The sequence below is a fragment of the Streptomyces sp. cg36 genome (assembly GCF_041080675.1).
GTDB lineage: Bacteria > Actinomycetota > Actinomycetes > Streptomycetales > Streptomycetaceae > Streptomyces.
This window is the reverse complement of sequence record NZ_CP163520.1, coordinates 3,309,168-3,329,313: the sequence shown is the minus strand read 5'-3', so window position 1 is coordinate 3,329,313 and position 20,146 is coordinate 3,309,168. Positions and strand designations below refer to the sequence as shown.

At 68.0% G+C, this 20,146-nt stretch carries 15 protein-coding genes and 1 tRNA gene; 11 read left to right on the top strand and 5 right to left on the bottom strand.

Translation table 11 applies throughout. The features are described from left to right. Both AB5J87_RS14745 and AB5J87_RS14740 read right to left on the bottom strand, forming a co-directional pair. On the bottom strand, positions 1 to 1,053 hold the full coding sequence (locus tag AB5J87_RS14745; protein ID WP_369377057.1) for an adenosine deaminase: 1,053 nt from the start codon (positions 1,051 to 1,053) through the stop codon (positions 1 to 3). Between the two features lie 123 nt (positions 1,054 to 1,176). Beyond that, complete coding sequence (locus AB5J87_RS14740; protein ID WP_369377055.1) at positions 1,177 to 2,403, bottom strand: pyridoxal phosphate-dependent aminotransferase; 1,227 nt, start codon at positions 2,401 to 2,403, stop codon at positions 1,177 to 1,179. A 226-nt stretch (positions 2,404 to 2,629) separates the two neighbouring features. On the opposite strand from AB5J87_RS14740, the gene AB5J87_RS14735 reads away from it, so the two are divergent. The 11 genes from AB5J87_RS14735 (at position 2,630) to AB5J87_RS14685 (ending at position 17,089) form a co-directional block, all read left to right on the top strand. Then, a tRNA-Trp gene (locus tag AB5J87_RS14735) sits at positions 2,630 to 2,702 on the top strand. Between the two features lie 106 nt (positions 2,703 to 2,808). Continuing rightward, positions 2,809 to 3,117, top strand: a complete 309-nt coding sequence (secE, locus tag AB5J87_RS14730; protein ID WP_369377054.1) for a preprotein translocase subunit SecE — start codon at positions 2,809 to 2,811, stop codon at positions 3,115 to 3,117. A 78-nt stretch (positions 3,118 to 3,195) separates the two neighbouring features. After that, positions 3,196 to 4,089, top strand: coding sequence for a transcription termination/antitermination protein NusG (nusG, locus tag AB5J87_RS14725; RefSeq protein ID WP_369377052.1), 894 nt, complete (start codon positions 3,196 to 3,198; stop codon positions 4,087 to 4,089). A 168-nt stretch (positions 4,090 to 4,257) separates the two neighbouring features. Next, a complete protein-coding gene (rplK, locus tag AB5J87_RS14720) occupies positions 4,258 to 4,692 on the top strand; it encodes a 50S ribosomal protein L11 (protein ID WP_053731185.1) in 435 nt (144 codons plus the stop codon). Between the two features lie 88 nt (positions 4,693 to 4,780). Further along, positions 4,781 to 5,503: a 50S ribosomal protein L1 gene (rplA, locus tag AB5J87_RS14715; protein ID WP_369377051.1), complete on the top strand. Its 723-nt coding sequence runs from the start codon at positions 4,781 to 4,783 to the stop codon at positions 5,501 to 5,503. Positions 5,504 to 5,682: 179 nt separating this feature from the next. Continuing rightward, positions 5,683 to 6,594: a hypothetical protein gene (locus AB5J87_RS14710; RefSeq protein ID WP_369377050.1), complete on the top strand. Its 912-nt coding sequence runs from the start codon at positions 5,683 to 5,685 to the stop codon at positions 6,592 to 6,594. 110 nt (positions 6,595 to 6,704) lie between these two features. Next, on the top strand, positions 6,705 to 7,667 hold the full coding sequence (locus AB5J87_RS14705; protein ID WP_369377049.1) for a hypothetical protein: 963 nt from the start codon (positions 6,705 to 6,707) through the stop codon (positions 7,665 to 7,667). Between the two features lie 313 nt (positions 7,668 to 7,980). Further along, complete coding sequence (gene rplJ, locus AB5J87_RS14700) at positions 7,981 to 8,511, top strand: 50S ribosomal protein L10 (RefSeq protein ID WP_369377048.1); 531 nt, start codon at positions 7,981 to 7,983, stop codon at positions 8,509 to 8,511. Positions 8,512 to 8,621: 110 nt separating this feature from the next. Next, on the top strand, positions 8,622 to 9,008 hold the full coding sequence (rplL, locus tag AB5J87_RS14695) for a 50S ribosomal protein L7/L12 (protein WP_369377047.1): 387 nt from the start codon (positions 8,622 to 8,624) through the stop codon (positions 9,006 to 9,008). A gap of 600 nt (positions 9,009 to 9,608) precedes the next feature. Next, positions 9,609 to 13,094, top strand: a complete 3,486-nt coding sequence (rpoB, locus tag AB5J87_RS14690; protein ID WP_369377046.1) for a DNA-directed RNA polymerase subunit beta — start codon at positions 9,609 to 9,611, stop codon at positions 13,092 to 13,094. A gap of 95 nt (positions 13,095 to 13,189) precedes the next feature. Next, the gene (locus AB5J87_RS14685) at positions 13,190 to 17,089 is read left to right on the top strand and encodes a DNA-directed RNA polymerase subunit beta' (RefSeq protein ID WP_369377044.1); all 3,900 of its coding nucleotides are present in this window, start codon (positions 13,190 to 13,192) and stop codon (positions 17,087 to 17,089) included. Between the two features lie 73 nt (positions 17,090 to 17,162). Here AB5J87_RS14685 and AB5J87_RS14680 read toward each other — a convergent pair whose 3' ends face one another. The 3 genes from AB5J87_RS14680 to AB5J87_RS14670 are packed head-to-tail and all read right to left on the bottom strand — an operon-like array spanning position 17,163 to position 20,142. Beyond that, positions 17,163 to 18,218 (bottom strand): M48 family metalloprotease, encoded by a 1,056-nt coding sequence (locus tag AB5J87_RS14680; RefSeq protein ID WP_369377043.1) that lies wholly within the window; start codon positions 18,216 to 18,218, stop codon positions 17,163 to 17,165. A 23-nt stretch (positions 18,219 to 18,241) separates the two neighbouring features. After that, complete coding sequence (locus tag AB5J87_RS14675) at positions 18,242 to 18,763, bottom strand: Pycsar system effector family protein (RefSeq protein ID WP_369377042.1); 522 nt, start codon at positions 18,761 to 18,763, stop codon at positions 18,242 to 18,244. Continuing rightward, positions 18,760 to 20,142 (bottom strand): hypothetical protein, encoded by a 1,383-nt coding sequence (locus tag AB5J87_RS14670; RefSeq protein ID WP_369377041.1) that lies wholly within the window; start codon positions 20,140 to 20,142, stop codon positions 18,760 to 18,762. The genes AB5J87_RS14675 and AB5J87_RS14670 overlap by 4 nt, the downstream gene beginning before the upstream one ends. Between the last annotated feature and the right edge of the window lie 4 nt (positions 20,143 to 20,146).

Here is a 20,146-nt window from a genome sequence, read left to right as displayed (position 1 = left end):
CTAGCGGGCGAGCCCGCCCGGGCCGTCCGACGGCTCGGCGGCCAGCCAGGCGTCGATGCCCGCCAGGAGCGTGCCGCGCACCTCCTCGGGCGCCGCCGAGCCCCGCACCGACTGGCGGGCCAGCTCGGCCAGTTCGGCGTCGGTGAAGCCGTGGTGGCGGCGGGCGATCTCGTACTGGGCGGCGAGCCGGGAGCCGAACAGGAGCGGGTCGTCGGCGCCCAGCGCCAGCGGCACCCCGGCCTCGTACAGCGTGCGCAGCGGCACGTCCTCGGGCTTCTCGTAGACGCCCAGGGCCACGTTGGAGGCCGGGCAGACCTCACAGGTGATCCCGCGCTCGGCCAGCCGCTTCAGCAGCCTCGGGTCCTCGGCGGCGCGCACCCCGTGGCCGATGCGGGAGGCGTGCAGATCGTCCAGGCAGTCGCGCACCGAGGCCGGGCCGGTCAGCTCGCCGCCGTGCGGGGCGGCCAGCAGCCCGCCCTCGCGGGCGATGGCGAAGGCGCGGTCGAAGTCCCGTGCCATGCCCCGGCGTTCGTCGTTGGAGAGCCCGAAGCCGACCACGCCCCGGTCGGCGTAGCGCACCGCGAGCCGGGCCAGGGTGCGGGCGTCCAGCGGGTGCTTCATCCGGTTCGCGGCGACCAGGACGCGCATGCCGAGCCCCGTCTCGCGGGCGGCCGTGTCCACCGCGTCCAGGATGATCTCCAGGGCCGGGATGAGCCCGCCCAGCATCGGCGCGTACGAGGTCGGGTCGACCTGGATCTCCAGCCAGCCCGAGCCGTCCCGGACGTCCTCCTCGGCGGCCTCGCGCACCAGCCGCTGGATGTCCTCGGGGGCGCGCAGACACGAGCGCGCGATGTCGTAGAGGCGCTGGAAGCGGAACCAGCCGCGCTCGTCGGTGGCCCGCAGCTTCGGCGGCTCGCCGCTGGTCAGCGCGTCGGGCAGGTGCACCCCGTACTTGTCGGCGAGCTCCAGCATGGTCGAGGGGCGCATCGACCCCGTGAAGTGCAGGTGCAGATGGGCCTTCGGCAGGTCGTGTACGTCGCGAACGTGCTCCATTGAAGGATCTTGCCGCACCCCACCGGCATCCGACAGCCCCTTTCCCCGATCGGGACCTTGCCCGAACGCAGTAACGGGCCGCCGGCCGGGATCGGCGGGCGGCCCGTCACCGGGGCGGGCGCGTCAGTCGCGCGCCTCGGCCAGCAGCTTCTGGATCCGCGAGACGCCCTCGATCAGGTCCTCGTCGCCGAGCGCGTACGAAAGACGCAGGTAGCCGGGAGTGCCGAACGCCTCGCCGGGAACGACCGCGACCTCGGCCTCGTCCAGGATCAGCGCGGCGAGCTCGACCGAGGTCTGCGGGCGCTGACCGCGGATCTCCTTGCCGAGCAGGCCCTTGACCGACGGGTACGCGTAGAACGCGCCCTCGGGGGTCGGGCAGACCACGCCGTCGATCTCGCCGAGCATCTTCACGATGGTCTGGCGGCGGCGGTCGAACGCCTTGCGCATCTCGGCGACCGCGTCCAGGTTCCCGGAGACCGCGGCGATGGCCGCCACCTGGGAGACGTTGGCCACGTTGGACGTGGCGTGCGACTGGAGGTTGGTCGCGGCCTTGATGACGTCCTTGGGGCCGATGACCCACCCGACCCGCCAGCCGGTCATCGCGTACGTCTTGGCGACGCCGTTGACGATGATGCACTTGTCGCGCAGCTCCGGCACCGCCACCGGCAGCGAGGTGAACTTCGCGTCGCCGTAGACCAGGTGCTCGTAGATCTCGTCGGTGAGCACCCACAGGCCGTGCTCGTGCGCCCAGCGGCCGATCGCCTCGACCTCGGCCTCGGTGTAGACCGCGCCGGTCGGGTTGGACGGGGAGACGAACAGGACGACCTTGGTGTTCTCGGTGCGCGCCGCCTCCAGCTGCTCGACCGAGGCCCGGTAGCCGGTGGTCTCGTCGGTGACGACCTCGACCGGCACACCACCCGCGAGCCGGATCGACTCCGGGTAGGTGGTCCAGTACGGCGCCGGGACGATGACCTCGTCGCCCGGGTCCAGGATCGCCGCGAACGCCTCGTAGATCGCCTGCTTGCCGCCGTTGGTCACCAGGACCTGGGACGGGTCGACCTCGAAGCCGGAGTCGCGCAGGGTCTTCTCGGCGATGGCCTTCTTCAGCTCGGGGAGGCCGCCGGCCGGCGTGTAGCGGTGGTACTTGGGGTCGTGACAGGCGGCGGCTGCCGCGTCGACGATGTAGTCCGGGGTCGGGAAGTCGGGCTCACCGGCGCCGAAGCCGATCACCGGGCGCCCGGCGGCCTTGAGGGCCTTGGCCTTGGCGTCGACGGCGAGGGTCGCGGACTCGGAGATCGCGCCGATGCGCGCGGACACCCGGCGCTCGGTCGGAGAAGTTGCAGCGCTCATACGGCCATCGTCCCAGACCTCCCGCGCCCCGGGCACACGGGTTTCACGGACCGGACGGGGCAGTTGCACACCCCCTCCGGGGCGTCCTCGGCGAGCCGTCGGGAGGTATCTGTTCGACGCCGGGCCCGGGACCACGTACACTCACCTGTCGTTGGCCTCCACCAACCAACTCCACTCCGTGCACTCGGTGCACTCGGGCGGATGCGGTAGGTTGGGGGAACCACAAAGGGTCGTAGCTCAATTGGTAGAGCACTGGTCTCCAAAACCAGCGGTTGGGGGTTCAAGTCCCTCCGGCCCTGCTACACACACCTTCGCCAGGGTGTGTGCGCATGTACGTACTTCTATGCACCGCCGTGCGGCTCCACCGGGCGCGGCACGGCCACGACCCGGAATCAGGTGAGAAGCGTGACGGACGCCGTGGGCTCCATCGACATGCCTGATGCCCAGGACGAGGCAGCCGACTCCGCCGCTGCGGACAAGGATGCGAAGAAGAAGGGCCGCAAGGGCGGCAAGCGCGGCAAGAAGGGCCCGCTGGGCCGTCTCGCGCTCTTCTACCGCCAGGTCGTCGCCGAGCTCCGCAAGGTCGTCTGGCCGACCCGCAACCAGCTGTCGACGTACACCACCGTGGTGATCGTGTTCGTCGTCATCATGATCGGCATCGTGACCGTGATCGACACCGGATTCCAGCACGTCGTCAAGTACGTCTTCGGCTGATCCGCTGCGTAACAGGGCGCCCACCGGCGCCTTTTTCGCATTTGTTCCACCCATCTGTAACCAGGAAGAAGCAGCCACGTGTCTGACCCGAACCTGAACGACGCCATCGAGTCGGTGGAGTCCGTGGAGGACCAGCTCGACATCGTCGAGGCGGCGGACGCCGTGGACCCGGACGAGGCCGAGGCTGCCGACGCCGAGGCGGGCGAGCCGGCCGAGGAGGCTGCGCTCCACGTCGAGGACGAGGACGAGCTGGAAGCGGACGAGTCCGAGGACGAGGACGCCGACGAGGACGTCGCCGACGAGGACGAGGCGGACGCCGACGAGGACGAGGCCGAGGAGGCTCCCGCCGCGCCCGTCGACCCGGTCGAGGCGCTCCGCCAGGAGCTGCGCGGCCTGCCCGGCGAGTGGTACGTGATCCACACCTACGCGGGCTACGAGAAGCGCGTGAAGGCCAACCTGGAGCAGCGCGCCGTCTCGCTGAACGTCGAGGAGTTCATCTACCAGGCCGAGGTGCCCGAGGAAGAGATCGTCCAGATCAAGAACGGCGAGCGCAAGAACGTCCGGCAGAACAAGCTGCCCGGTTACGTTCTCGTCCGCATGGATCTGACGAACGAGTCCTGGGGCGTCGTCCGCAACACCCCGGGCGTCACCGGCTTCGTGGGCAACGCCTACGACCCGTACCCGCTGACCCTGGACGAGATCGTCAAGATGCTCGCCCCGGAGGCCGAGGAGAAGGCCGCCCGCGAGGCCGCCGAGGCCGAGGGCAAGCCGGCTCCGGCCCGCAAGGTCACCGTCGAGGTCCTGGACTTCGAGGTCGGCGACTCGGTCACCGTCACCGACGGCCCGTTCGCCACGCTCCAGGCCACGATCAACGAGATCAACGCCGACTCGAAGAAGGTCAAGGGCCTCGTCGAGATCTTCGGCCGCGAGACCCCGGTCGAGCTCAGCTTCGACCAGATCCAGAAGAACTAGTTTCTTCCGGACCACACGTCTTCCGAACAGGTCAGACGGGCGCTGTAAAGCCCGTCTGACCTGCTCGGTTTTTAGCCGCACAGCTATACCCGTTATCGTTGTGCGGTATGCCTCCATCCGGATGACCGGATGCAGGCGGTTCACTCTCACTAGGACCCGGAGAGAGCAATGCCTCCCAAGAAGAAGAAGGTCACGGGGCTTATCAAGCTCCAGATCAACGCCGGTGCGGCCAACCCGGCCCCGCCGGTCGGCCCCGCGCTCGGTCAGCACGGCGTCAACATCATGGAGTTCTGCAAGGCCTACAACGCGGCCACCGAGTCGCAGCGTGGCTGGGTGATCCCGGTGGAGATCACGGTCTACGAGGACCGTTCCTTCACCTTCATCACCAAGACTCCGCCGGCCGCGAAGATGATCCTCAAGGCCGCGGGCGTGGAGAAGGGCTCCGGCGAGCCCCACAAGACCAAGGTCGCCAAGATCACCGAGGCGCAGGTCCGTGAGATCGCCACGACCAAGCTCGCCGACCTGAACGCCAACGACCTGGACGCCGCGTCCAAGATCATCGCTGGCACCGCCCGTTCCATGGGCATCACGGTCGAGGGCTGATCGCAGCCTTCCCCGCAGTACCCCCAGTGGTAGGGCCAAGCGCTGGCCCGCACCACGACTCCATGCCTGAACCAACACAGGAGCTGAAGTGAAGCGCAGCAAGACTCTCCGCGCTGCGGACGCCAAGATCGACGCGGACAAGCTGTACGCCCCGCTCGAGGCCGTCCGTCTCGCCAAGGAGACCTCCACGACCAAGTTCGACGGCACCGTCGAGGTCGCCTTCCGCCTGGGTGTCGACCCGCGCAAGGCCGACCAGATGGTCCGTGGCACCGTGAACCTCCCGCACGGCACCGGCAAGACCGCCCGGGTCCTGGTCTTCGCGACCGGTGACCGTGCCGAGGCCGCGCGTGCCGCGGGCGCCGACATCGTGGGCTCGGACGAGCTCATCGACGAGGTCGCTAAGGGCCGTCTGGACTTCGACGCCGTCGTCTCCACCCCGGACCTCATGGGCAAGGTCGGCCGCCTCGGCCGCGTGCTCGGTCCGCGTGGTCTGATGCCGAACCCGAAGACCGGCACGGTCACCCCCGACGTCGCCAAGGCCGTCGAGGAGATCAAGGGCGGCAAGATCGAGTTCCGCGTCGACAAGCACTCGAACCTGCACTTCATCATCGGCAAGGTGTCCTTCGACGACGCCAAGCTGGTGGAGAACTACGGCGCCGCTCTGGAGGAGATCCTCCGTCTGAAGCCGTCCGCCGCCAAGGGCCGGTACATCAAGAAGGCGACCATCACCACCACGATGGGCCCCGGTATCACCCTGGACCAGAACCGCACCCGCAACCTCCTCGTCGAGGAGGACCCGGCGGCTGTCTGACCGGGCCGAGCCTGATCGGCTCGCATCGGCTGGTCCCAAGCCGGGCCCCGCACCTCTCCGGAGGCGCGGGGCCCGGCTTTTTGTCGCAACCGCGTCCCAACAGCCCCCGCCGGACGCGGTGTTGTCAGAGCCCTGCGCTACCGTCGAGCGGCAAGGGAAAACGCATTCGAGGGGGAACCATGAGCACCAGGTCCGTACGGCGTACGGGGATATCGGTCGTCGCGATCGCCGCGGCGCTCGCGGGTGTCGCCGCCTGCGGCGGGTCGGACGGCAAGGACAAGAGCGCTCCCGCCAAGGAGCAGCACAAGTCCGGGTCCGACTTCAGCCCGGTCGCGGCCCTCCGGGCGGTGCAGAAGAAGACCGACGGCGCGGGCTCGGCCAAGGTCGAGATGACCATGTCGATGGGCACGACGCTGGGCCTGGCGGGCAACGGCGCGCTGGCGTGGGGCGACGGCACGACCGGCGCCATGCGGATGAAGTACACCCAGGGCACCATGGCGCAGACGATGCGGCAGATGGGCGCCGAGAGCATCGACGCCCGCTATCTGCGCGACGCCTACTTCGCCAACATGGGCCCCCGGTTCGCCCAGAGCATCGGCGGCAAGCACTGGATCCGGTACGGGTACGACGACATGGCCAAGCTGATGGGCCCGGCCGGCGCCGTCATGAAGGACCAGATGCAGAACTCGACGCCCCAGCAGGGCGTGAAGGCGCTGCTGGCCTCGGGCGACGTCAAGAAGGTCGGCACCGAGGACGTCCGCGGCGTCCAGGCCACGCACTACGCGGGCACGGTCGACATGGCCAAGCTGGTCGACCGCAGCTCCGGGCTGGACGCGAAGACGCTGGAAGCCTTCAAGGCCCAGATGAACCAGAGCGGCGTCACCACGGACACCGTCGACATCTGGGTGGACAAGAACGACCTGCTGGTCAAGAAGACCGAGAGCGCCGCGACCAAGAACGGCGTGCTGAACAGCACCGCCTTCTACTCGGACTACGGCGTGAAGGTCGCGGCCGAGGCCCCGGCGGCCTCCGACACGGTGGACTTCACCAGCCTCATCAAGCCCAAGTCGGCCGCCTCGCAGCAGTCGTAACCCGTACAACTGCCGACATAATTCGTCACACCCGTCACAGCCTTGGGTTACGGTGCAGATGATCGGCCCGGTCGACGGGATCACGGCGGGGATGGCAAGGGGTGGGGTTCATGAGCAGGTCCGGATGGACGCGGGCGGCGCTCTCGCTGGCCACGGTCACCGTGGTGGTGGCGGGAGCCGCGGGCTGCGGCGGCGACGACGAGAAGGCCGACGGCGCGGGGGCGGCCAAGGAGGCCGCGGCGCCGCAGTCGCGCACCGCCGCCTCCCAGGTCCTGGCGGCGGCGTACAAGAAGACCGCCGCGGCCAAGTCGGCCAAGGTCCGGATGTCGGTGACGGCCCCCGCCTCGCTGGGCGAGGGCCCGGGCACCACCGAGACCAGCGGCGTCATGGCCTGGAACCCGACGGCCATGGACCTCACGGTGACCACCTCGGCGGCCAAGGGCCTGTCGGGCGCCCCGGAGAAGACGCGCATGCTCTGGGTGGACAACGTCATGTACGTGGACATGGGCTCCGCGGGCGAGGCGGGCAAGATGTTCGACGGCAAGCGCTGGGTCAAGCTGGACCCGACCGCGCTGGCCAAGGAGTCCGGCAAGGGCCAGCTGGTCAAGCAGCTGACGGCCGGCATGGAGAACATGAACCAGGACCCGGCCCAGCAGCTGGCCCTGCTGCTGGACTCGCCCAATCTGAAGCACCTGGGCGCCGAGCGGATCGACGGGGTCGCCGCCGAGCACTACAAGGGCACGCTGACCATCGACGAGATGCTCAAGAACAACAAGATGCTCGACACCCTGACCGCCCAGGAGCGCGAGCAGCTGCTGGCCAACATGAAGAAGACCCAGGTCAAGGGGTACGACACCGAGGTCTGGGTGAACGCGGACGGCTACCCGGTCCGGATGGACGTCGGGATGGACAGCGCCCAGGGCAAGGTCACCACCTCCACGCACTACTCGGACTACGGCACCAAGGCCCGGGTCACGGCCCCGCCCGCGGCCGAGACCGCCGATCTGATGGCGATGCTGAAGAACCTCGGCGACCTGGCCGCCAAGGCGGGCGCGGGCACGGGCGGCGCCTGACGGCGGGCGGCACCGGCGGGGGCCTCACTGAAGGCTCGCCCCGCGCCCACCGCCCCGTACGACCGGATTTGCTCGATCCGGAATGCGTCGCGTACTCTCCTACAGAAGCCAAAGACCGCTGGTCGTTGCCGTGCCTTCGCAAGAGGGGCGGTGGCCGAAGGATCCGCTCCGTGCGGACGACCCGCGCAGGTGACTGTGGATGGTTCCCGGATTAGTCCGGTCGAGCTGCGCCCCGTGCACTTGCGCCGGGGCGTTTCGTATTTCGCGGCCCCTTCTGAGCGGTCCTCATCACCCGGAAGGAGGCCGACGCACTATGCCGACGCCCAACAAGGCTGCCGACGTAGCCGAGCTCGAGGACAAGTTCCGCAGCTCTAACGCCGTCGTGCTGACCGAGTACCGGGGTCTCACCGTGGCCCAGCTCAAGACGCTGCGCCGCTCGCTCGGTGAGAACGCCCAGTACGCCGTGGTGAAGAACACGCTGACCAAGATTGCGGCCAACAACGCCGGGATCACCTCGCTCGACGACCAGTTCACTGGTCCGACGGGTGCCGCCTTCATCACCGGTGACCCGGTGGAGTCGGCGAAGGGTCTTCGTGACTTCGCCAAGGAGAACCCCAACCTGATCATCAAGGGCGGTGTCCTTGATGGCAAGGCGCTGTCCGCCGATGAGATCAAGAAGCTTGCGGACCTCGAGTCCCGCGAGGTTCTGCTCGCCAAGCTGGCGGGCGCCATGAAGGGCAAGCAGTCCCAGGCTGCCGCGCTCTTCCAGGCGCTTCCCTCGAAGTTCGTCCGCACCGCGGAGGCGCTTCGTGCCAAGAAGGCCGAGCAGGGCGGTGCCGAGTAATTCGGCTCGCGCATTGATCCGCGCCGCCTAGTGCGCGGGTTGTAGCGGGCCGTTACGCCCGCCTCTCTATACATCCGGCACCTGCCGAATTAGTGGAAGGATCGCCCATCATGGCGAAGCTGTCTCAGGACGACCTGCTCGAGCAGTTCGAGGGCATGACCCTCATCGAGCTCGCCGAGTTCGTCAAGGCGTTCGAGGAGAAGTTCGACGTCACCGCCGCCGCCCCGGTCGCCGTTGCCGCCGCCGGTGGTGCCGCTGGTGGCGCCGCCGAGGCCGTCGAGGAGAAGGACGAGTTCGACGTCATCCTCACCGGCGCCGGCGACAAGAAGATCCAGGTCATCAAGGTCGTGCGTGAGCTGACCTCGCTGGGTCTGAAGGAGGCCAAGGACCTCGTCGACGGCACCCCGAAGCCGGTCCTGGAGAAGGTCAACAAGGAGGCCGCTGACAAGGCCGCCGAGTCCCTCAAGGCTGCCGGTGCGGCCGTCGAGGTCAAGTGACCTCACGAGTCTTCTGACTCTTCGCGCGTGACGTCCCCCCGGGGCGTGTAACGCGCACACACCAAAGGGCGATCATCCATCTGGGTGGTCGCCCTTCGGCGTACCCGGGCATCGCCGTGACGCCTGCGTTGCGCGGGGGCGGACAGGGAGTATGGTGATCATCGCTGTACGCCCCGTGCACGCCTCGTCGCAGTAACGGGGCGATCTCTGCGGAGCTGAGGGGTCTTGACGAACCGCACGCAGCGCGCAATTCTCAGGACGCGTCGTCACAACGATCCGGATCCGAGGCATGGATCGACGGCGAAGAGGGCAGTATCGATGTGCGCCGTCACGGCGCGTGGCTTGCCGAGGTACTGAGAAGAACAATGAGGGTCGCGAAAAATCCGCCCTGGACATCAGTGGGCCGAGTGGCTACACTGTCCCTTTGCGCTGCCTGTTAGCTGCCCCCTGCCCGTCACCAGGGGCATGCCCTCGCTTGAGCACCTCGGATGGAACTGCCCTGACCTGGCCTTCTCCGGCTGAATCGGGAAACGTCTTTCTCTGTGCCCACGTGGGACCGGTACGCGCGTAGTGAGTCCGAGCCCTCGGAAGGACCCCCTCTTGGCCGCCTCGCGCAACGCCTCGACCGCCAATACGAACAACGGCGCCAGCACCGCCCCGCTGCGCATCTCCTTTGCAAAGATCAAGGAGCCCCTCGAGGTTCCGAACCTCCTTGCGCTGCAAACCGAGAGCTTTGACTGGCTGCTCGGCAATGCCGCTTGGAAGGCTCGCGTCGAGGCCGCTCTCGAGAACGGACAGGACGTCCCCACCAAGTCCGGTCTGGAGGAGATCTTCGAGGAGATCTCCCCGATCGAGGACTTCAGCGGGTCGATGTCGCTGACCTTCCGCGACCACCGTTTCGAGCCCCCGAAGAACTCGATCGACGAGTGCAAGGAGCGCGACTTCACGTTCGCGGCCCCGCTCTTCGTCACCGCCGAGTTCACCAACAACGAGACCGGCGAGATCAAGTCCCAGACGGTCTTCATGGGCGACTTCCCGCTCATGACCAACAAGGGCACCTTCGTCATCAACGGCACCGAGCGTGTCGTGGTGTCGCAGCTCGTCCGCTCGCCGGGTGTCTACTTCGACTCCAACATCGACAAGACGTCCGACAAGGACATCTTCACGGCCAAGATCATCCCGTCCCGGGGTGCCTGGCTGGAGATGGAGATCGACAAGCGCGACATGGTCGGTGTCCGCATCGACCGCAAGCGCAAGCAGTCCGTCACCGTCCTCCTGAAGGCTCTCGGCTGGACCACCGAGCAGATCCTGGAGGAGTTCGGCGAGTACGAGTCGATGCGCGCCACCCTGGAGAAGGACCACACCCAGGGCCAGGACGACGCGCTGCTCGACATCTACCGCAAGCTGCGTCCGGGCGAGCCGCCGACCCGTGAGGCCGCTCAGACGCTGCTCGAGAACCTCTACTTCAACCCGAAGCGCTACGACCTCGCGAAGGTCGGCCGCTACAAGGTGAACAAGAAGCTCGGCGCGGACGAGCCGCTGGACGCCGGCGTGCTCACCACGGACGACGTCATCGCGACGATCAAGTACCTGGTCAAGCTGCACGCGGGCGAGACCGAGACGGTCGGCGAGTCGGGCCGGAACATCGTCGTCGAGACCGACGACATCGACCACTTCGGCAACCGTCGTCTGCGCAACGTCGGCGAGCTCATCCAGAACCAGGTCCGTACGGGTCTGGCTCGTATGGAGCGCGTCGTGCGCGAGCGCATGACGACCCAGGACGTCGAGGCGATCACCCCGCAGACCCTGATCAACATCCGCCCGGTCGTGGCGTCGATCAAGGAGTTCTTCGGCACCTCGCAGCTGTCGCAGTTCATGGACCAGAACAACCCGCTGTCGGGTCTCACCCACAAGCGCCGTCTGTCGGCGCTTGGCCCGGGTGGTCTCTCCCGTGAGCGGGCCGGCTTCGAGGTCCGTGACGTGCACCCGTCCCACTACGGCCGCATGTGCCCGATCGAGACGCCCGAAGGCCCGAACATCGGTCTGATCGGTTCGCTCGCCTCCTACGGCCGCGTCAACGCGTTCGGCTTCATCGAGACGCCGTACCGCAAGGTCGTCGAGGGCCAGGTCACCGACGAGGTCGACTACATCACGGCCGACGAGGAGGACCGCTTCGTCATCGCGCAGGCCAACGCCGCGCTCAACGACGAGCTCCAGCTCACCGAGGCCCGCGTCCTGGTCCGCCGCCGTGGCGGCGAGGTCGACTACGTGCCGCCGGCCGAGGTGGACTACATCGACGTCTCGCCGCGCCAGATGGTGTCGGTCGCGACCGCGATGATCCCCTTCCTCGAGCACGACGACGCCAACCGTGCCCTCATGGGCGCGAACATGATGCGTCAGGCCGTGCCGCTGATTAAGTCCGAGGCGCCGCTCGTCGGCACCGGCATGGAGTACCGCTGCGCCACCGACGCCGGCGACGTGCTCAAGGCCGAGAAGGACGGTGTGGTCCAGGAGGTCTCCGCGGACTACATCACCATCGCCAACGACGACGGCACGTACACCACGTACCGCCTGCACAAGTTCTCCCGCTCGAACCAGGGCACCTCGGTCAACCAGAAGGTCGTCGTCGACGAGGGCGCGCGGATCATCGCGGGCCAGGTCCTCGCCGACGGTCCGGCCACCGAGAACGGCGAGATGGCGCTGGGCAAGAACCTGCTCGTGGCGTTCATGCCGTGGGAGGGTCACAACTACGAGGACGCGATCATCCTGTCGCAGCGCCTCGTGCAGGACGACGTCCTCTCCTCGATCCACATCGAGGAGCACGAGGTCGACGCCCGTGACACCAAGCTCGGCCCCGAGGAGATCACCCGGGACATCCCGAACGTCTCCGAGGAGGTCCTCGCCGACCTCGACGAGCGCGGCATCATCCGTATCGGTGCCGAGGTCGTCGCCGGCGACATCCTCGTCGGCAAGGTCACGCCCAAGGGCGAGACCGAGCTGACGCCGGAGGAGCGCCTGCTGCGCGCGATCTTCGGTGAGAAGGCCCGTGAGGTCCGTGACACCTCGCTGAAGGTGCCGCACGGCGAGACCGGCAAGGTCATCGGCGTCCGCGTCTTCGACCGCGAGGAGGGCGACGAGCTTCCCCCCGGTGTGAACCAGCTGGTGCGCGTGTACGTGGCGCAGAAGCGCAAGATCACCGACGGTGACAAGCTCGCCGGCCGTCACGGCAACAAGGGTGTCATCTCCAAGATCCTGCCGATCGAGGACATGCCGTTCCTGGAGGACGGCACCCCGGTCGACATCATCCTGAACCCCCTGGGTGTCCCGTCCCGAATGAACCCGGGACAGGTGCTGGAGATCCACCTCGGCTGGCTCGCCAGCCGCGGCTGGGACGTCTCCGGCCTCGCCGACGACTGGGCCCAGCGCCTCCAGGTCATCGGCGCCGACCAGGTCGCCCCCGGCACCAACGTCGCGACCCCGGTCTTCGACGGTGCCCGCGAGGACGAGATCGCCGGTCTCTTCGGAGCCACGATCCCCAACCGCGACGGCGACCGGCTGGTCCAGCCCTCGGGCAAGGCCCAGCTGTTCGACGGCCGCTCCGGCGAGCCGTTCCCGGACCCGATCTCGGTCGGGTACATGTACATCCTGAAGCTGCACCACCTGGTCGACGACAAGCTGCACGCCCGCTCGACCGGTCCGTACTCGATGATCACCCAGCAGCCGCTGGGTGGTAAGGCCCAGTTCGGTGGCCAGCGCTTCGGTGAGATGGAGGTGTGGGCGCTGGAGGCATACGGCGCCGCGTACGCCCTCCAGGAGCTGCTGACCATCAAGTCCGACGACGTCACCGGCCGTGTCAAGGTCTACGAGGCGATCGTCAAGGGCGAGAACATCCCCGAGCCCGGCATTCCCGAGTCCTTCAAGGTGCTCATCAAGGAAATGCAGTCGCTCTGCCTCAACGTGGAGGTGCTGTCCTCGGACGGCATGTCCATCGAGATGCGCGACACGGACGAGGACGTCTTCCGCGCTGCGGAGGAGCTCGGTATCGACCTGTCCCGGCGCGAGCCGAGCAGCGTCGAAGAGGTCTGACGGGTCTGGCGGGGGCTCCCTGAGAGCCCCCGCCGTCCCCGGACCCCCCTCAGACCATCTTGAAGAATCGACCCCGAAAGAGGGATTGACGACAAGTGCTCGACGTCAACTTCTTCGACGAGCTGCGGATCGGCCTCGCCACTGCTGACGACATCCGTCAGTGGTCCCACGGTGAGGTCAAGAAGCCGGAGACCATCAACTACCGCACCCTCAAGCCCGAAAAGGACGGACTCTTCTGCGAGAAGATCTTCGGTCCGACCCGGGACTGGGAGTGCTACTGCGGCAAGTACAAGCGCGTCCGCTTCAAGGGCATCATCTGTGAGCGCTGTGGCGTCGAGGTCACGCGCGCCAAGGTGCGCCGTGAGCGGATGGGCCACATCGAGCTTGCCGCTCCCGTGACCCACATCTGGTACTTCAAGGGCGTCCCGTCGCGCCTTGGCTACCTGCTCGACCTCGCGCCGAAGGACCTTGAGAAGGTCATCTACTTCGCCGCGTACATGATCACGTTCGTGGACGAGGAGCGCCGTACGCGCGACCTGCCGTCGCTGGAGGCCCACGTCTCCGTCGAGCGCCAGCAGATCGAGAACCGCCGCGACTCGGACCTCGAAGGCCGCGCCAAGAAGCTCGAGACGGACCTCGCCGAGCTGGAGGCCGAGGGCGCCAAGGCCGACGTGCGCCGCAAGGTGCGCGAAGGTGCCGAGCGCGAGATGAAGCAGCTGCGCGACCGCGCGCAGCGCGAGATCGACCGTCTGGACGAGGTCTGGTCGCGCTTCAAGAACCTCAAGGTCCAGGACCTGGAAGGCGACGAGCTCCTCTACCGCGAGCTGCGTGACCGCTTCGGCACGTACTTCGACGGCTCGATGGGTGCCGCTGCCCTGCAGAAGCGCCTGGAGACCTTCGACCTCGACGAGGAGGCCGAGCGCCTCCGCGAGATCATCCGCACCGGCAAGGGCCAGAAGAAGACCCGTGCGCTCAAGCGCCTCAAGGTCGTCTCCGCGTTCCTGCAGACCAGCAACAGCCCCAAGGGCATGGTGCTGGACTGCGTGCCGGTCATCCCGCCGGACCTGCGTCCGATGGTGCAGCTGGACGGTGGCCGCTTCGCGACCTCCGACCTGAACGACCTGTACCGCCGCGTGATCAACCGCAACAACCGTCTGAAGCGTCTGCTCGACCTCGGTGCCCCCGAGATCATCGTGAACAACGAGAAGCGGATGCTCCAGGAGGCGGTCGACGCCCTCTTCGACAACGGCCGTCGTGGTCGCCCGGTCACGGGCCCCGGCAACCGTCCGCTGAAGTCCCTCAGCGACATGCTGAAGGGCAAGCAGGGTCGATTCCGTCAGAACCTGCTCGGCAAGCGCGTGGACTACTCCGCGCGTTCCGTGATCGTCGTCGGTCCGCAGCTGAAGCTGCACCAGTGTGGTCTGCCCAAGGCCATGGCGCTGGAGCTCTTCAAGCCGTTCGTGATGAAGCGCCTGGTCGACCTGAACCACGCGCAGAACATCAAGAGCGCCAAGCGGATGGTCGAGCGCGGCCGTACGGTCGTCTACGACGTCCTCGAAGAGGTCATCGCCGAGCACCCGGTCCTGCTGAACCGTGCGCCCACGCTGCACCGCCTCGGCATCCAGGCGTTCGAGCCGCAGCTGGTCGAGGGCAAGGCCATCCAGATCCACCCGCTCGTCTGCACCGCGTTCAACGCGGACTTCGACGGTGACCAGATGGCCGTGCACCTGCCGCTCTCCGCGGAGGCGCAGGCCGAGGCCCGCATCCTGATGCTGTCCTCGAACAACATCCTGAAGCCGGCCGACGGCCGTCCCGTCACCATGCCGACCCAGGACATGGTCCTCGGTCTGTTCTTCCTCACGACCGACGAGGAAGAGCGCGAGGTCAAGGGCGCCGGCCGGGCGTTCAACTCCACCGCCGAAGCGATCATGGCGTTCGACGCCCGGGAGCTCTCGCTCCAGGCGAAGGTCGACATCCGCTTCCCGATCGGCACCGTCCCGCCGCGTGGCTGGACCCCGCCGGTCGAGGAGGAGGGCGAGACGACCTGGCAGCAGGGCGACTCCTTCCGGCTGCGCACGTCGCTGGGCCGCGCGCTCTTCAACGAGCTGCTGCCCGAGGACTACCCGTTCGTCGACTACTCGGTGGGCAAGAAGCAGCTCTCCGAGATCGTCAACGACCTGGCCGAGCGCTACCCCAAGGTCATCGTGGCGGCGACGCTCGACAACCTGAAGGCGGCGGGCTTCTACTGGGCGACCCGTTCCGGTGTCACCGTGGCCATCTCCGACGTCGTGGTCCCCGAGGCCAAGAAGGCGATCGTCGCGGGCTACGAGGCGCAGGACGAGAAGGTCCAGAAGCAGTACGAGCGCGGTCTGATCACCAAGGACGAGCGCACGCAGGAGCTCATCGCGATCTGGACCAAGGCGACCAACGAGGTTGCCGAGGCGATGAACGCGAACTTCCCGAAGACGAACCCCATCTTCATGATGGTTGACTCGGGTGCCCGAGGAAACATGATGCAGATGCGTCAGATCGCGGGTATGCGTGGTCTGGTGTCGAACGCGAAGAACGAGACCATCCCGCGTCCGATCAAGGCGTCCTTCCGTGAGGGCCTCACCGTTCTGGAGTACTTCATCTCCACGCACGGTGCCCGTAAGGGTCTGGCGGACACCGCCCTGCGTACCGCCGACTCGGGTTACCTGACCCGTCGTCTGGTGGACGTCTCGCAGGACGTGATCATCCGCGAGGAGGACTGCGGCACCGACCGCGGCCTCAAGCTGAAGATCGCCGTGCGCGGCGAGGACGGTGTGCTCCGCAAGACGGAGGACGTCGAGACCTCGGTCTACGCCCGGATGCTCGCCGAGGACGTCGTCGTCGACGGCAAGGTCATCGCGCCGGCCAACGTGGACCTCGGTGACGTGCTCATCGACGCGCTGGTCAACGCGGGCGTCGAGGAGGTCAAGACCCGCTCGGTCCTGACCTGTGAGTCGGCCGTCGGCACCTGTGCCTTCTGCTACGGCCGCTCGCTGGCCACCGGCAAGCTGGTCGACATCGGTGAGGCGGTCGGCATCATCGCCGCCCAGTCCATCGGTGAGCCCGGTACCCAGCTGACGATGCGTACCTTCCACACCGGTGGTGTGGCCGGTGACGACATCACCCAGGGTCTGCCCCGTGTCGTCGAGCTCTTCGAGGCCCGTACGCCGAAGGGTGTCGCCCCGATCTCCGAGGCCGCGGGTCGCATCCGCATCGAGGAGACCGAGAAGACGAAGAAGATCGTCGTCACCCCGGACGACGGCAGCGACGAGACGGCGTTCCCGATCTCGAAGCGTGCCCGTCTGCTGGTGGGCGAGGGCGACCACGTCGAGGTGGGCCAGAAGCTCACCGTGGGTGCCACCAACCCGCACGACGTGCTCCGGATCCTCGGTCAGCGCGCGGTCCAGGTCCACCTGGTCGGCGAAGTCCAGAAGGTCTACAACTCGCAGGGCGTGTCGATCCACGACAAGCACATCGAGATCATCATCCGGCAGATGCTGCGCCGCGTGACGATCATCGAGTCCGGCGACGCGGAGCTCCTGCCGGGCGAGCTGGTCGAGCGGTCGAAGTTCGAGACCGAGAACCGTCGTGTGGTCACCGAGGGCGGTCACCCCGCCTCCGGCCGTCCGCAGCTGATGGGTATCACCAAGGCCTCGCTGGCGACGGAGTCCTGGCTGTCGGCCGCCTCCTTCCAGGAGACGACCCGAGTGCTGACGGATGCGGCGATCAACGCCAAGTCCGACAGCCTCATCGGCCTCAAGGAGAACGTCATCATCGGTAAGCTCATCCCGGCCGGTACGGGTCTGTCCCGCTACCGCAACATCCGGGTCGAGCCGACCGAGGAGGCGAAGGCCGCGATGTACTCGGCCGTCGGCTACGACGACATCGACTACTCGCCGTTCGGCACGGGCTCCGGCCAGGCCGTTCCGCTGGAGGACTACGACTACGGTCCGTACAACCAGTAAGGCGTACGTCTGACCGAAGGGCGCACACTCCGTTTCACACGGGGTGTGCGCCCTTCGGCGTGTCCCGCGCAGATCACCGGCCCGGCCGCAGGTAGGGCTGGAGGCGGAGCAGCCGGGTCGGGTAGTCCGGATGGTCGGACAGCAGTCTGGACAACGGACCGGTCCGCGTCTTCGGGGACCCCAGGGGAGTCGCCGAGAGGAGCGTCTGCTGGTCCGCGCTGTGCAGCATCTGGAGTACTTCCGCGAGCTTCGGTCCGAAGCCGTGCACAGCGGCGTATTCGTCAGCCCGCAGTTCGGAGCGGCGGCCGACGGCGGCCATGAGGTACGGAAGGGTGGGTAGCAGCAGGGGCGTCCCATAGAGCTCGGCCACCGTGGCCACGGCGACGGTGCCGATCACCGCAAGCAGGACGGTCGTGGCGAGCCAGGACAGGCGGCTGGCGAAGGTGATGACGAAGAGGACGACCTCACGGACCGTCCGCCAGGCGATCCGGCCGGGCAGCGCGTACCAGTAGCCGAGCAGCGAAGACCAGGCGTGTCCGCCGGTGTGGTGGCCGAGTTCATGGGCGAGTACGGCGGCGAGCTGGGCACTCGGCAGCTGCTCCAGCGCGTAGCGGGTGACGCCGACGATATGGCCGGCCGCCGCGTAGGCGTTGAGGTCCTGGCTGTTCTCGATCCACAGCTCGTACCGACTCCCGTCCACACCGGCTCTGGCCGTGACTTCCCGCCACACCGGCGCGAGCCGGGCCGTCTCCCACGGCATCGGGCGCCGCAGGCCCAGGAGGTGGCGGGCGAAGAAGTCCTCGGTGGGCCGGTGGAAGACGAGGGCGCCGGACAGGACCCATAGCAGGGCCAGGATCCAGTAGGGGAGTCCCACGCTTTCGTCGAGCAGCCAGGTGACGAGCAGAACCGACAACAGGCTGATCAGGAATCCGGGGACGTGCAGGGCGAGCCTTCCCAGCGCGGCGGCGTCCGTGCCGCGCTGGTGTGCCCTGAGGTGGACGCGGCTGCCGGGTGCGTGCTGGTAGTCCAAGTCGTCCGGGGCGGGCAGCGGTTGGGCAGGGCCGGGTCCCGGTTGCCCGGGCGGGGTCGGCCCGGTGCCCGGGTAAGGCGGCTCGGGTGGTGTGGCCATGGCGATCCTTCGCTGGGCGGGCATCAGCCGACGAGCCGGGAGAGCGGCAGCAGGACCGCCCCGGCACAGAAGGCGAGGAGCCCGCCGCGTATCCACTGGTGCTTGCGGGCGGCGATCCGGCTGGTCTCGGCGAGGGCGGCCAGGAGCGAGGCGGCCGGGGCGTGTTCGGTGTCGGCGAGTGCCTGTGTCAGTCGCCCCTGTCGCGCGGCCTGCCGGATGTCGCCGAAGTACGAGAGGGGCATCCCGGGTGTCCAGCCGTTCGCTCCGAAGCGCGGCACCACCGCCATGAGGAGTGCCAACAGCGCGAGGGCGAGGAGGGTGGTGCCGCCCCACCAGGTGACCGCACCGAGCCGGGAGAGCGAGTCGGGGCTCCAGCCGCATCCGGCCAGGAGTCCGCTGACCACACCCGCCGTGATGCCGAGGGCAGCGACCAGTACGGATGCCTTGCTGTCAGCGCGGGCGATCTCCGCGCGTACGTCGGACAGCAGGCGCACACCGACGTCGGTGCCCGGGGCGGTCGGCTGCCGGGGAGCGGACCGGGTCACGGGGCATCGTCCCCCGTCTGTGTCTCCCCGTCGGCCGTGTCAGGCGCTTCCCCGGCTGGGTGGGACTCGGCGGCGGGACGGTCCGCTGCCGGCATCCGCGGGCTGCTTCCATATCCCGGCGGTGGCTGCCAGCCCTCGAAGGTGGTGTGCTCGATCGGCCGGGCCGGGGGCGCGGCGGGCATCGGGGGGACAGGGGGACGCACCGTTGCCGGAGGCTGGGAAGCGGTCGGCGAGGCGTCCTGGGGTGCCGGTGCCGCCAGCTGGATCGGATGGGGCGCGGAGGCGGGAGCCGCCTCCCCCCAGCCCGGTTCGGCATGTCCGAGGAGTCGCTGGTTGAGGATCTCGCTGAACCGCTTGAAGGCGAGCTGCTTGGGGCCCTCGAGTTCGTAGCTTTCCGCGGTGCCGCTGCTGAGCACCTGGCCGACCAGGTCCTTCTGCGTCTCCAGCAGTCTCAGCTGGTCCTCACGCATGCTGTTGATGGCGAGCACCGCGTCATCGGGATGCTCGGCGAGGTGCAGGGCCCAGGCGCGGATTCCACCCTGTTCGAGTTGTTCCTGGTAGAAGGTGATCTTCTCGGCCCTGAGCCGCTGCAGCTCCACCTCCTGCTGGGTCTCCAGAACCGCCCGCTCGTGCTGCCACCGCTGCTTCTGGAGCACGAGATCCTGTTCCTGGTGGCCGTACTCGCGCTGGCGAGCCACGGTCAGTGCGTCTTGTTGTCGCTGGCGTCGGTCCAGCTCGATGTCGAACTCCATGCCGCGCCGCTGCGTGAGGATCTGCTCGACGGCATCGTGGTCGATGGCCTGCAGGCGCAACTGGTGGTCGATGTTCTCCTGGTCTCTACGGAGTCGAAGGGTCCAGGAGACGGTGAGGCCGGCAGCCGTGCCGAGGTCGCCCGACGCTGCCACCGCCGCCAGGATCGTCTGCTCGGCGGCGGCGCTGTCAGCTATCGCGAAACGGCGGGCCACTGGGCGCGCCGCCTCCTCCAGTTCGCCCAGGAGCAGTCGGGGCACGTCCCGGTGGCCGCTCGCCACGAACTGTCCCGGGTCGGCCACCTGCCAAGACAGGTCCAGGACCACGCCGAACTCGAATGCGTCGTTGTCGCTCGGCAGTGTGAAGTCGGCCCGTACGGGGTGGACACCCATGTCGACTTCGTACACCGAGGTGTACCGCTTGCCGGCGGCCTCGGCGCGGGACGGCCGTACGGGCGGGAGATACGTGTCGTACGAGCCCTTCAGGGTCGAGAAGACCAGGGCGTGGTCGATCCGGGTGAGCGGTCTGCGGGAGAACCCCAGCCGCGACAGCTGCCGGACCGTGATCACCGGGTCGACCAACTCGCTGTGCCGGTCCGCCGGCTGTTCCCAGTCGGTAGTGCGGATCATGCTT